Below are 12,231 nucleotides of genomic sequence, written 5' to 3' on the forward strand. Positions count from 1 at the left end.
GGTGGGAGGGGTGCGGAGGGCGGCGGGCGTTCATAAAAGTAGAGCCCCTCCGGCTGCCGGGAAGCGTGTTCGGTGGTAGGAAGGGCGTCCAGGCAGGCACGGCGTACCGGGTTGACAGATCCGGTCCGCACCTTCCACGGATCATCACATGAGGCGGGGCACGGCTTGACTCCCGGAATATCCGGTGTCTAGGGTGCGCGGCCTCAACAAAGCCTCAGGTCCCTATTGGAGGGACACCCGCAGCTTCCGGTTGCTCCCCGCAGGCGGCTGCGAACACCTCTCAACAGGGGGCAGTTGTACCGTTTCCAAGGACTTCCACTTCATGCAGCAGAACGTGAACCAGCAGATCGACGGCGGTGACGAAGACTTCGCGGCGATGTTCGAGGCCTCGCTCAAGGAGCGTGGCGGCGACGGAATCCTGAAGGAAGGCGAAATCGTCAAGGGCACGGTCGTGCAGGTGACGAAGGATTTCGCGATCGTCGACATCGGCTACAAGTCCGAGGGTCAGGTCCCGATCTCCGAGTTCACCAATCCCCGCGGTGAGGTCACGGTCAAGGCCGGCGACCCCGTCGAGGTCCTCCTGGAGAGCCGCGAGAACGACACCGGCATGGTCGTCCTCTCCAAGGAGAAGGCCGACAAGATGCGCATCTGGGACGAAATCTCCGCCGCCTGCGAGCGCGACGAGATCGTCAAGGGCACCATCGTCGGACGCGTGAAGGGCGGCCTCTCCGTCGACATCGGCGTGAAGGCGTTCCTCCCCGGCAGCCAGGTGGACATCCGCCCGGTGCGCAACCTTGATCAGTACATCTCGAAGGAGTTCGAGTTCAAGGTCATCAAGTTCAACAAGAAGCGCGGCAACATCGTGCTGTCTCGTCGCGTCCTGCTCGAGAAGCAGCGCGAGGAGATGAAGAAGGAGACCCTCAAGAACCTCAAGGAGGGTGCGGTCCTCAAGGGCGTGGTCAAGAACCTCACCGACTACGGCGCCTTCATCGACCTCGGCGGCATCGACGGCCTGCTGCACATCACCGACATGTCCTGGGGCCGCATCGGTCACCCCAGCGAGATGTTCAACGTCGGTGACGAAGTGCGCGTGGTCGTCCTCAAGTTCGACCCGACGCAGGAGCGCGTCAGCCTGGGCCTCAAGCAGATCCAGGAGGACCCGTGGCACCGCGCCGACGAGAAGTACCCGGTCGGCACCCGCGTGGGCGGCAAGGTCGTGTCCATCACGGACTACGGCGCGTTCATCGAGATCGAGCAGGGCGTGGAAGGCCTCGTCCACGTCAGCGAGATGTCCTGGACCAAGCGGCTCAAGCACCCGTCCAAGATCCTGGAGGTCGGCCAGGTCGTTGAGGCCGTCGTCCTCGACATCGATCCCAAGGCCAAGCGCATCGCGCTGGGCATGAAGCAGATCGAGCAGAACCCCTGGACGCTGCTCGAGGACAAGTACCCGATCGGCTCCGTCATCAAGGGCCAGATCCGCAACGTCACCGACTTCGGCGTGTTCGTCGGCGTCGAGGAGGGCGTGGACGGCCTGGTGCACGTGTCCGACATCTCCTGGACCCAGCGCATCAAGCACCCGGGCGAGATGTTCAAGAAGGGCGACGAGGTCGAGGCGGTGGTGCTCAACATCGACGTCGAGAACGAGCGCTTCAGCCTGGGCATCAAGCAGCTCCAGCCGGACCCCTGGGAGACCCTGTCCGAGCGCCTGCCCGTGGGCAGCCGCGTGAAGGGCAAGGTCACGAAGGTCACCGACTTCGGCGCGTTCGTGGAGATCGAGCCGGGCATCGAGGGCCTCGTCCACGTCTCCGAGCTGAAGGAAGAGCGCGTGGAGAACCCCCGCGACGTGGTGACGGAAGGCCAGGATGTCGAAGTGAAGATCATCGACATCAACACCCCGGACCGGAAGGTCGCGCTGTCCATCAAGGCGCTCATCGGCGAGGGCGAGGACTACCGCGAGTACCTGCGCAAGCAGGCCGAAGGCTCCAAGGCCCGCCTGGGCGACGTGATGGCGTCCAAGCTGAAGAAGTAATCAGCCCAACGTCTTGACGTGAATAGCGGCCGGGTTCCCCAGCGGGAGCCCGGCCGTTTCCATTTGATTCGGCCGAAACGCCCCGTGATAAGGGCGTCCGGCGCTGTTAGCGAAGTCCCTTCCAGGAGGCAGTTCCATGGCTCGTGAAGTCGTCATCGTGGGCGCGGCCCGTACCCCCATCGGCTCCTTCCAGGGCGCCCTCTCCAAGCTCACCGCCCCCCAGCTGGGCGCCATCGCCATCAAGGCGGCGCTGGAGCGCGCGGGCGTGAAGCCGGAGGCCGTGCAGGAGGTCATCATGGGCAACGTCCTCCAGGCCGGCGTGGGCCAGGCCCCGGCGCGTCAGGCGGCCATCTTCGCGGGCATCCCGCACAGCGTCCCCGCCGTCACGCTCAACAAGGTCTGTGGCTCCGGTCTCAAGGCCGTCATCGCCGCGGCGCAGTCCATCGCCCTGGGTGACGCGGACGTCATCGTCGCGGGCGGCATGGAGTCCATGAGCAACGCGCCCTACATCAGCCACACGATGCGCGGTGGGGCTCGCATGGGGAACGTGGAGTTCAAGGACGCGATGATCCACGACGGCCTCTGGGACGTGTACGACAACGTCCACATGGGCATCTGTGCCGAGGCCTGTTCCACCTCCCACGACATCAGCCGCTCGCAGCAGGACGAGTTCGCGCTGGAGTCCACGCGCCGCGCCATCCAGTCCCAGAAGGACGGCCACTTCGCCGCGGAGATCGTCCCGGTCCAGATTCCGGGCAAGAAGCCGGACGAGTTCGTCACGGTCTCCGAGGACGAGGGCCCCAAGAACGCCAAGCCGGAGAAGATCCCCACCCTGAAGCCCGTCTTCAAGAAGGACGGCACGGTGACGGCCGCCAACGCGTCCTCCATCAACGACGGCGCCGCGGCGCTGGTGCTGATGAGCGAGGAGCGGGCGAAGGCGGAGGGCCGCACCATCCTGGGCCGCATCAAGGGCTACGCGCAGGCGGCCCGCAAGCCGGTGGAGTTCACCATCGCGCCGGCGGACGCCATCAACACGCTGCTCCAGAAGCAGAACATCACCGCCAAGGACGTGGACCTCTGGGAGATCAACGAGGCCTTCTCCGTGGTGGCCATCGCGAACAACCGCATCCTCGGGCTGGATCCCGCCAAGGTGAACGTACGCGGCGGCGCGGTGGTGCTCGGCCACCCCATTGGCGCCTCCGGTGCGCGCGTGCTCGTCACGCTGCTGCACACGCTGAAGGACCAGGACAAGAAGCGGGGCGTGGCGTCGCTGTGCATCGGCGGCGGCGAAGGCATCGCGCTGATGGTCGAGCGCTGAAAGGCGTGACGGAATGAACAAGGTCTACGCGAGCGCGGATGAGGCGGTCGCCGACATCCCGGACAACATCACGTTGATGAGTGGTGGGTTCGGGCTGTGCGGCAACCCCGAGAACCTCATTGAAGCCCTTCACAAGAAGAACGTGAAGGGCCTCACCATCATCTCCAACAACTGTGGCACCACGGAGCTGGGCCTGGGCGTCCTGCTGCAGAACAAGCAGGTCAAGAAGATGGTGGCCAGCTACGTGGGGGAGAACAAGGAGTTCGAGCGGCAGTTCCTCTCCGGTGAGCTGGAGGTGGAGCTGAACCCGCAGGGCACGCTCGCGGAGCGCATCCGCGCCGGGGGCTGCGGCATTGGCGGGTTCTTCACGCCGACGGGCGCGGGCACCCAGGTGGCGGAGGGCAAGGAGTCGCGCATGATCGACGGGCGACTGCATGTCCTGGAGACGCCGCTCAAGGCGGACTTCGCCATCATCCACGCGTACAAGGCGGACACCTGGGGCAACCTGGTGTTCCACAAGACGGCGCGGAACTTCTCCCCGATGATGTGCATGGCGGCGAAGGTCACCATCGTGGAGGCGGAGCACATCGTGCAGCCGGGGGAGCTGGATCCGGACCTCGTGCACATCCCGAGCATCTTCGTGCACCGCATCGTGCAGGCGAAGAACCTCCACAAGTGGATCGAGCGGCGGACCGTCCGCAAGAAGGCGTCCTGAGCCATGCCCCTGTCACGTGAACAGATCGCGCAGCGCATCGCCCAGGAACTGAAGGACGGCTTCTACGTCAACCTGGGCATCGGCATCCCCACGCTCGTGCCCAACTACATCCCGCCCGGGGTGGAGGTGGTGCTCCAGTCGGAGAACGGCCTGCTCGGCATCGGGCCGTACCCGGAGGAGGGGAGCGAGGACCCGGACCTCATCAACGCGGGCAAGGAGACGGTGACGGTGGTGAAGGGCTCCGCCTTCTTCGACTCCGCGCTCTCGTTCGGGATGATCCGCGGAGGCCACATCGACCTGGCCGTGCTGGGCGCCATGGAGGTCAGCGAAGAGGGTGACCTGGCCAACTGGATGATCCCCGGCAAGATGGTCAAGGGAATGGGCGGCGCCATGGACCTGGCGGTGGGTGCGAAGCGCATCTACGTGGCCATGGAGCACGCCAACAAGGACGGGCAGCCCAAGATCTTGAAGAAGTGCTCGCTGCCGCTGACGGGCCTCAAGTGCGTGCACCACATCGTCACCGACCATGCCTTCATCGACGTCACGCCGGCGGGGCTGGTCCTCCGGGAGCTGGCGCCCGGGCTGACGGTGGAGCGGGTGCAGCAGCTCACGGGGCCGAAGCTGATGGTCGCGCCCGACCTTCGTGAGATGAAGTTCTGAGCCTCCCGGGCTAGGGTGCCTTCCGTTCCCCAGGGACGGAAGGCACCTTGCCCCCTTCGGGAAAGCGGAGCGCATCTCATGGCCGACCCCCAGGAAAAGCACGTCCCCGCGGCGAGAGCCCATCGCATCGACCATGAGCTGCCCGTGGCGTACCGCACGGTGGCGGGCTTCGTGACGGACTGGGCGGTGAACCTGTCGCGCGGCGGGCTGTACATCAACACCCAGCAGCCCCTGCCGGTGGGCACCGTGGTGCGCCTGCTGGTGTCGCTGCCGGGGGCCAGCTTCCCCGTGGACCTGGTGGGGAAGGTGACCCGCACCAACGCGCAGGGAACGCCGGGCCCCGGGGCTCCTGGAGAGGTTCCGGGGATGGCGGTGGAGTTCGTGGACGTTGATGACGACAAGCGGTCGCGCATCGAAGCGTTCGTGGAGCGCCTGCGGGAAGCCCTGCCGGCGGACGAGCGTGGCAGCGCGACCCGGAAGTAGGGCGGCCGTCCCAGGCGTCCCCTTGAGAGCGCCTGCATGCTGACGCTGCCAGAGACCCCCATCGACCTGACGATTGAACGGCTGGGCCAGCTCGGCGAGGGCGTGGCCTCGTGGGAGGGCCGTACCGTCTTCGTGCCCGGCGCCTTCCCCGGCGACACCGTGCGCGTCCTCCTGGAGTCCCACGGGCGGGTGCTGCGCGGACAGCTGCGGCAGGTGCTCGCCGACGGAGCGGAGCGCGTCACCTCGCGCTGCGTCTACTCCGAGGCCTGTGGCGGCTGTGACTGGCTGGAGCTGGGCGTGTCCGCGCAGCGCTCCGCGAAGCAGGAGATCGTCCTCTCCACGCTGGAGCACCTGGGCCACCTGCCGCGCGCGGGCTTCACGGTGCGGCCGCTGATGGTGGCGCCCCGGGACTGGGGCTACCGGCGCCGCGCGGTGCTGCACGGGGCAGGCAAGGGGGCGCTCGGCTACTTCGGCCGGCGCACGCATGAGCGCGTCCCGGTGGACGTCTGCCCCGCACTCACGCCCGTGCTGACGGCGCTGCCGGGGAAGCTGGCCCCGCTGCTCAAGCCGCTGGCGAAGGACACCGAGGAGGTCATGCTCCTCGCCGAAGGGGACAAGGCCGCGTTCGCGGTGAACCTCTCCGGCCCGGTGACGGCGCGGCACCTGGAGGCCGCGGAGGCCGCCGTGCGGGCGCTGCGGCTGGAGGGCGCGGTGCTGGTGCCGAAGGAGGGCTCGGCGCGGCTCGTGGGCAAACCGGTGCTGCGCTCGCTGTCGCCGCTGCGGCCGGAGGTGCCGGTGTACCTGCGGCCGGATGCCTTCGCCCAGGCGCACGCGGAGGCCAACGTGGGGCTCGTGTCCTCCGCCATCCAGGAGCTGGGCGCGCGGGAGACGGACTCGGTGCTGGAGCTGTACTCGGGCAACGGCAACTTCACCTTCCCGCTGGCGGGGACGGCCGCGTCGGTGCTGGGGGTGGAGTCCTCGCCGGTGGGCGTGGAGTTGGCCCAGCGCAGCGCCCGCGAGGGTGGGGTGGGCAACGTGCGCTTCATCCAGGGTGATGCGCGCAAGGTGTGCGACGGCCTGGTGGCGGAGGGGCGGACGTTTGATTTGTGCCTCGCGGATCCGCCGCGCGCGGGGGCTCCGGGGCTGGCGAAGTGGATGCGCGCGTTGAACGTGCGCCGCGTAGTGTACGTGGCGTGTGATCCGGCCTCGCTGGCGCGGGACGGGGCGGCGCTGGTGGAGGCCGGTTACAAGCCCGTGGCGCTCCAGGTGGTGGACATGTTCCCGCAGACGCACCACGTGGAAGCCGTCATGTCGTTCGAACGGTAGCGCACGGAAAGGACACAAGCGGCCTTCACCATGGACGCCCGCATCGTCGAGTTCGCCGAGGTCCTCCGCCAGAACGGCGTGCGCGTCAGCACGTCCGAGGTCCAGGACGCGCTGCGCGCCACCGCCGAGGTGGGGCTCGAGGACCGCAACCTGTTCCGCGCCGTGCTGCGCACCACGCTCATCAAGCGCGAGCTGGACGTGGACACCTTCCGCCGCGCGTTCGACTTCTACTTCTCCGGCGCGGCGCGCACGTTCGAGGCGCTCGACGAATCACTGGCGAAGCAGCTGGAGGACGAGGGCTATCTGGAGGGCGACCTGCTGAAGATGGTCATCTACCAGATGAACCTGCTCGCCCCGGAGATGTCCCCGCTGGCCCAGGCCATCCTCGCGGGCGACCGCGCGCGGCTGGCGCAGATCTTCCGGCAGGCGTCGCTGCAACTGGACCTGGGACAGCTGGAGAGCCCGCTGCAGACGGGGTTCTTCACGCGGCGGCTGCTCGCGGGCGCGGGCATGGAGCGGGCGCGCTCGGACCTCAAGTCCATGGAGGACGAGCTGCGCGCGCGGGGCCTGAGCGCGGAGGGCATCGAGATCGTCTCGCGCCACGTGGCCGCGGCGATGCGCAAGATTGAGGACGCCGCGCGCCAGGAGGTGCGGCGCCAGTCCGAGGCCCGCATCCGCCGCCGCACGGACTCCGTCACGGACAAGCCGCTCCACCTGCTGAGCCAGGCGGAGGTGGACCAGATGGAGGCCGCCGTGCGCACGCTGGCGGAGAAGCTCAAGAGCCGGCTCATCCGCAAGCAGCGCTCGCACCGCCGGGGTTCGCTCAACGTGCGCCGCACGCTGCGCCGGAACATGCCCTGGGACGGCATCCCCATGGTGCCGCAGTTCCGCCGCCGCAGGCCCGAGCGCCCGGAGCTCGTCGTGCTCTGCGACGTCTCCGACTCCGTGCGCAACGCTTCGCGGATGATGCTGCTGTTCATGCACACGCTGCAGTCGCTGTTCGTGCGCGTGCGCTCGTTCGTCTTCGTGTCCGACATCGGGGAGGTGACGCACTTCTTCAAGGACCTGGACGTGAGCGAGGCCATCGACGCGGCGACCGCCGGACGCACCGTGTCCATGAGCGCGAACTCCAACTACGGCCGCGCGCTGGCGGACTTCACCCGGGACCATCTGGGCAGCATCACCCGCCGCACCACCGTGATGATCATTGGCGACGGTCGCAACAACTACAACGCGAGCAACGCATGGGCCCTCAAGGACCTGCGCCGCAAGGCGAAGCGCGTGTTGTGGATCTGCCCCGAGGACCGCGGCAACTGGGGCATCGGCGACAGCGAGATGCTCACCTACGAGAAGCACTGTCACCAGGCCGTGGTCGTCACGTCCGTGTCGGACCTGAGCCGCATCGCGGATCAGCTCGTCCCCGCCTGAACCCCCTTTCCCCCGAGGCTTCCCCCATGGCTCCGTCCCTCTTCGACGACTACCTGGACGTCCGCAACGTGGAGACCGGTACGGACTTCGACGCCGCCGACGACCGCACGCTGCGCATGGCCTCCCGGCCGGTGGACAAGGCGATGCTCGACGCCCTGGTCCGCTACCAGGAGACCTTCCTCACCCACGTGGAGGCGGACGTCCGCCCGGAGGCCATGGCCCGCGCCCAGACGGAGGCGCTCGCCGCCAGCGGGCTGGATTTGAAGGCGGTGGAGTGGGGGCTGTCCGTGCTCCGGGCCTTCGGTGGCCGGCGGTGGACGCTCCAGCGGCTCCAGACGAAGCTCACGGAGCTGGAGGGCTCCACGGCGCCGGAGGTGGACGCGCTGCGCAAGCGCGTCCAGGATGAGCTGCTGAAGCAGGAGCGTCACACGGAGGCGCTCAGCCGGCGGTACGGCGCGGAGACGGTGGCACTGCTCCGTGAGCACGAAGCGAAGCTGGTCGCCCTGCACACCCGGCTCACCAAGGTGCTCAGCCGGGGATGAACCAGCCCGTCCGCCCGGTTGCATTCCGCAGCCCGGCATCGCATAAGGGCCCGTTTTCCCTCAAGGCCAACCCATGAAGCGCTACTTCATCCACACCTTCGGTTGTCAGATGAACGTCAACGACTCGCTCCGCATGAGCGAAGCGTTGTCGACGATGTCCTACGTCCCGACGCCGGAGCCGGAGAACGCGGACCTCATCATCCTCAACACCTGCTCCATCCGGGAGAAGGCCGAGGACAAGATGCTGTCCGCGCTGGGGCGCTACCGCGCGGTGAAGGCCAGTCGCGGCGCCATCCTGGGCGTGGGCGGGTGCGTGGCCCAGCAGGAGAAGGACAAGCTGCTGAAGAAGGTGCCCTACCTGGACTTCGTCTTCGGCCCGGACAACATCGCGAAGCTGCCGGAGGTCATCCGCCGCGTGCAGGAAGAGCGCGAGCGGGTGGTGGAGACCGCCTTCGTGGACTCCGAGGAGTACGTCTTCCCGCGCGCCGACGCGGAGACGTCCCGGGGCAAGGTGACGGAGTTCGTCACCGTGATGAAGGGCTGCGACAACGTCTGCTCCTTCTGCGTCGTGCCGCACACCCGCGGCCGCGAGGTGAGCCGCGCCTTCCCGGAGGTGCTGCTGGAGGTGGCGGACCTGGCGCGCGTGGGCCTGCGCGAAGTGACGCTCATCGGGCAGAACGTCAACTCGTACCAGGGCGGCATCAGCTTCGCGCAGCTCTTGCTGCGCACCGCGGAGGTGCCGGGCATCGAGCGCGTGCGCTTCACCACCAGCCATCCGCATGACCTGTCGGACGAGCTGATTGAAGCGTTCCGCACGCAGCCCAAGATCGCCCCGCACTTCCACCTGCCGGTGCAGTGCGGCAGCGACCGCATCCTGAAGATGATGCGCCGCGACTACACGGTGGTGCAGTACCTGGAGCGGCTGGAGAAGCTGCGCGCCGCCCGGCCCGGCATCGCCATCACCACCGACATCATCGTGGGCTTCCCCGGGGAGACCGAGGAGGAGTTCGAGATGACGCTCCAGCTCACGGAGCAGGTCCGGTACGACAACCAGTTCTCCTTCGTCTACAGCCCGCGCCCCAAGACGGGCGCCGCGCTGCGCGAGAAGGACTGGGGCCCGGTGCCGCACGAGGTGAAGGTGGCCCGGCTGGAGCGCCTGCAGAAGGTGCAGCGGCGCATCAGCGGCGAGTACACGCAGGCGCAGGTGGGCCTGGACGTGGAGGTCATGGTCGAGGGCCGCTCGCGCTACGACGCCACCAAGCGCTTCGGGCGCACGCCGGAGAACCGCACCGTCAACTTCGACGGTGACGCTCCCGCGGGCTCCTTCGTGAAGGTCCACATCGAGCGCGCCACGCCCAACCAGCTCCAGGGCAAGCAGGTGGCGGTGCTGATGGAGCCCACCGTGGCGCCGCCTCCGGTGGAGCTCACGGTGCCGCTGCACGTGCCGGCGGAGGCCTGACGCTTCGCCGGTAGTCCCCTTGCGTCTCCCGGAGGTTCCGCCATGGCGTTGAGGCCGTTTCGCGGGGTGTCCCCCCGCGTCCACCCGAGCTGCTTCATCGAGGACTCCGCCCAGGTGGTGGGCGACGTGGAGCTGGGCGAGGACGCCTCCGTCTGGTTCAACTCCGTGCTGCGCGGGGACGTGAACTCCATCCGCATTGGCAAGCGCACCAACATCCAGGACCTCACCATGGTGCATGTCACCAGCCAGGGGGACTCGACGACGGTGGGCGACGACTGCACGGTGGGCCACCGGGTCATCCTCCACGGGTGCCTCGTGGGAAACCGCGTCCTCGTGGGCATGGGCGCCATCCTGATGGACGGGGTGGAGGTGGGCGACGACTGCATCATCGGCGCCGGCACGCTCCTGACGCCGGGCACCAAGATTCCCCCGGGCTCGCTCGTGGTGGGCTCGCCGGGCAAGGTGAAGCGCCCCATCACCGAGGGCGAGCGGGAGTTCCTGGTCCAGTCCGCCCTCCACTACGTGCACACCGCGTCCGAACACCGCGCCAGCCGCTGACGACAGCGGGTTGTGCGTGTTAGGAACACCCTCATGGCTCTCTCGCCCGAGACGACCCTCAAGGCCTGTCCGCTCTTCAAGGGCTTCACCGACACCGGCATCCAGATCTTCGCCGCGGCGGCCGTGTCGCGTGCCTTTCCCAAGGGCACGGCGCTGTTCTCCGAGGGCAAGGCCGGCGACTCGCTGCTGATTGTCGGCGAGGGCACCGTGCGGCTGAGTGCACGCAATCCCGGGGGCGAGGACGTGTCCCTGGGCGAGGTCACGGTCGGGGAGCCCCTGGGTGAGCTGGCGCTCGTGCAGAAGGGGGAGCGGCTGTGCACCGCGACTGCTTCCACGGACGTGCTCGCGCTGGAGATCCGCGCCGCGGACTTCCAGAAGCTGCTCGCCCAGAAGCCTCAGGCCTGCATCAAGCTGCTGATGGGCATCGTCAGCCACTTCGGCGCCAAGGCGCGGGACAACCGGGACATGCTGCGCACCCTCGTCGCGCGGTCCACGGGCGCCTGAGGCCGGCTTGAAGCTCCCGGCAGATGTTCGGTGAGAGGCCTCGTCCTCGCGTCCGGAGCCCAGGAGGGCAGGAGGCACTGCCACCCGTACGGGATGTGGTTACTGTCTTCGCCGGAAGTAGGCCTTACGGACGGACACTCTGGCGCACACCGTGGGTGGGAGTGGGCGGAAGCCGCGAGGCCGCGGGCTTTCGTGGTGGGGCTGGAGCGCTTGGAGTGGGATGCTTGGCGGCCGGAGTTTTCAGGACCTGCACCCGGTTGATGGCTGGGTGCTGAACGGGCTGGGCCGGGTGGATACCAGGCGGCCCCTCGGCAAGTGATTGGACGGAACGACGCGTGGAAGAACTGCTTACAAGCCTGCTCGGTGACTCCCAGGGCCTCATCGCCTACTCGACGGTGTTCGCCATCCTGGTGGCGTGTGGCCTGGGTGTCCCGCTGCCCGAGGACATCTCGCTCATCCTCGGTGGGTTCCTGGCGCACAAGGGCGCCGCCAGCCTGCCGGTGATGATGGCCGTGGGCTTCTTCGGCATCCTGGTGGGCGACAGCCTCATCTACCTGGCGGGCCGCCGGCTGGGGTCGCGACTGGGGCGCAACCCCAACGCGAAGACGGGAGGCTTCTTCGCGAAGATCGTCACGCCGGAGAAGCGCGCGAAGGTGGAGTCGCTCTTTCTCTCGCACGGCCAGAAGATCGTGATGATCGCCCGCTTCATGCCGGGCGTGCGCGCGGTGACGTACTTCACCGCGGGCTCCGTCCACATGGCGTACTGGCGCTTCATCCTGTGGGACGGGATCGCCGCGCTCCTGTCCGCGCCGGTGTTCGTGTGGCTCGGGTTCCACTTCGGCGGCGAGCTGGACATGCTCATCGGCAAGCTGAAGGAGGGCCAGTACGTCGTCATGGGCTCCCTGGCGGTGCTGGGCGTGGGCTACTTCCTGTACCGTCGGCGCCGCAACGCCCGTCTTGCCGCCGCCGCCGCGAGTGCCGGTGCCACGCCCGTGGCCCTGCCTCCGGTGCCGGAGACGCTGGACAACAGCGTGGCGCAGGCGCGCGCGGCCAGCAGCAACAGCTTCTTCGACGTGCCCGCGGAGAAGGCGCCGGCCTCCGAGCCCGCCCCGAACGTGCACAAGTAGCTTCGCGCTTCGCTCACCGGTGACGGTGACAACGAACCCCGCCCCCTCTGCTGGAGGGAGCGGGGTTCTTCGTTGCGGGCCT

At 68.1% G+C, this 12,231-nt stretch carries 12 protein-coding genes; all 12 read left to right on the forward strand.

From position 1 onward, the window contains the following. Positions 1-322 precede the first annotated feature (322 nt). Positions 323-2,029, forward strand: coding sequence for a 30S ribosomal protein S1 (locus D7X12_RS02595; RefSeq protein ID WP_120609105.1), 1,707 nt, complete (start codon positions 323-325; stop codon positions 2,027-2,029). 136 nt (positions 2,030-2,165) lie between these two features. Then, entirely contained in the window at positions 2,166-3,347 is a 1,182-nt protein-coding gene (locus tag D7X12_RS02600; protein ID WP_120623678.1) for a thiolase family protein, read from the forward strand. A 13-nt stretch (positions 3,348-3,360) separates the two neighbouring features. Next, on the forward strand, positions 3,361-4,062 hold the full coding sequence (locus tag D7X12_RS02605; RefSeq protein WP_120623679.1) for a CoA transferase subunit A: 702 nt from the start codon (positions 3,361-3,363) through the stop codon (positions 4,060-4,062). 3 nt (positions 4,063-4,065) lie between these two features. Further along, complete coding sequence (locus D7X12_RS02610; RefSeq protein ID WP_120623680.1) at positions 4,066-4,722, forward strand: CoA transferase subunit B; 657 nt, start codon at positions 4,066-4,068, stop codon at positions 4,720-4,722. 78 nt (positions 4,723-4,800) lie between these two features. Beyond that, a complete protein-coding gene (locus D7X12_RS02615) occupies positions 4,801-5,205 on the forward strand; it encodes a TIGR02266 family protein (protein WP_120623681.1) in 405 nt (134 codons plus the stop codon). Positions 5,206-5,241: 36 nt separating this feature from the next. Beyond that, on the forward strand, positions 5,242-6,531 hold the full coding sequence (locus D7X12_RS02620) for a class I SAM-dependent RNA methyltransferase (RefSeq protein ID WP_120623682.1): 1,290 nt from the start codon (positions 5,242-5,244) through the stop codon (positions 6,529-6,531). 30 nt (positions 6,532-6,561) lie between these two features. Continuing rightward, positions 6,562-7,959 carry a VWA domain-containing protein gene (locus D7X12_RS02625; protein ID WP_120623683.1) on the forward strand — a complete coding sequence of 466 codons (1,398 nt, stop codon included), beginning with the start codon at positions 6,562-6,564 and terminating at the stop codon, positions 7,957-7,959. Positions 7,960-7,985: 26 nt separating this feature from the next. Continuing rightward, entirely contained in the window at positions 7,986-8,501 is a 516-nt protein-coding gene (locus tag D7X12_RS02630) for a hypothetical protein (RefSeq protein ID WP_120623684.1), read from the forward strand. A 73-nt stretch (positions 8,502-8,574) separates the two neighbouring features. Beyond that, on the forward strand, positions 8,575-9,960 hold the full coding sequence (miaB, locus tag D7X12_RS02635) for a tRNA (N6-isopentenyl adenosine(37)-C2)-methylthiotransferase MiaB (protein ID WP_120623685.1): 1,386 nt from the start codon (positions 8,575-8,577) through the stop codon (positions 9,958-9,960). Positions 9,961-10,002: 42 nt separating this feature from the next. Further along, entirely contained in the window at positions 10,003-10,518 is a 516-nt protein-coding gene (locus D7X12_RS02640; RefSeq protein ID WP_120623686.1) for a gamma carbonic anhydrase family protein, read from the forward strand. Between the two features lie 33 nt (positions 10,519-10,551). After that, complete coding sequence (locus D7X12_RS02645) at positions 10,552-11,022, forward strand: cyclic nucleotide-binding domain-containing protein (RefSeq protein WP_120609115.1); 471 nt, start codon at positions 10,552-10,554, stop codon at positions 11,020-11,022. A gap of 335 nt (positions 11,023-11,357) precedes the next feature. Next, positions 11,358-12,149, forward strand: a complete 792-nt coding sequence (locus D7X12_RS02650) for a DedA family protein (RefSeq protein ID WP_120623687.1) — start codon at positions 11,358-11,360, stop codon at positions 12,147-12,149. Positions 12,150-12,231 lie beyond the last annotated feature (82 nt).

The organism is Corallococcus sicarius, from assembly GCF_003611735.1.
Taxonomy (GTDB): Bacteria; Myxococcota; Myxococcia; order Myxococcales; family Myxococcaceae; genus Corallococcus; species Corallococcus sicarius.

Bases quoted from the DNA above. Each gene is read 5' to 3' on its own strand.
- D7X12_RS02595 (WP_120609105.1), top strand. From the start codon at position 323: ATGCAGCAGAACGTGAACCAGCAGATCGACGGCGGTGACGAAGACTTC.
- D7X12_RS02600 (WP_120623678.1), top strand. From the start codon at position 2,166: ATGGCTCGTGAAGTCGTCATCGTGGGCGCGGCCCGTACCCCCATCGGC.
- D7X12_RS02605 (WP_120623679.1), top strand. From the start codon at position 3,361: ATGAACAAGGTCTACGCGAGCGCGGATGAGGCGGTCGCCGACATCCCG.
- D7X12_RS02610 (WP_120623680.1), top strand. From the start codon at position 4,066: ATGCCCCTGTCACGTGAACAGATCGCGCAGCGCATCGCCCAGGAACTG.
- D7X12_RS02615 (WP_120623681.1), top strand. From the start codon at position 4,801: ATGGCCGACCCCCAGGAAAAGCACGTCCCCGCGGCGAGAGCCCATCGC.
- D7X12_RS02620 (WP_120623682.1), top strand. From the start codon at position 5,242: ATGCTGACGCTGCCAGAGACCCCCATCGACCTGACGATTGAACGGCTG.
- D7X12_RS02625 (WP_120623683.1), top strand. From the start codon at position 6,562: ATGGACGCCCGCATCGTCGAGTTCGCCGAGGTCCTCCGCCAGAACGGC.
- D7X12_RS02630 (WP_120623684.1), top strand. From the start codon at position 7,986: ATGGCTCCGTCCCTCTTCGACGACTACCTGGACGTCCGCAACGTGGAG.
- miaB (WP_120623685.1), top strand. From the start codon at position 8,575: ATGAAGCGCTACTTCATCCACACCTTCGGTTGTCAGATGAACGTCAAC.
- D7X12_RS02640 (WP_120623686.1), top strand. From the start codon at position 10,003: ATGGCGTTGAGGCCGTTTCGCGGGGTGTCCCCCCGCGTCCACCCGAGC.
- D7X12_RS02645 (WP_120609115.1), top strand. From the start codon at position 10,552: ATGGCTCTCTCGCCCGAGACGACCCTCAAGGCCTGTCCGCTCTTCAAG.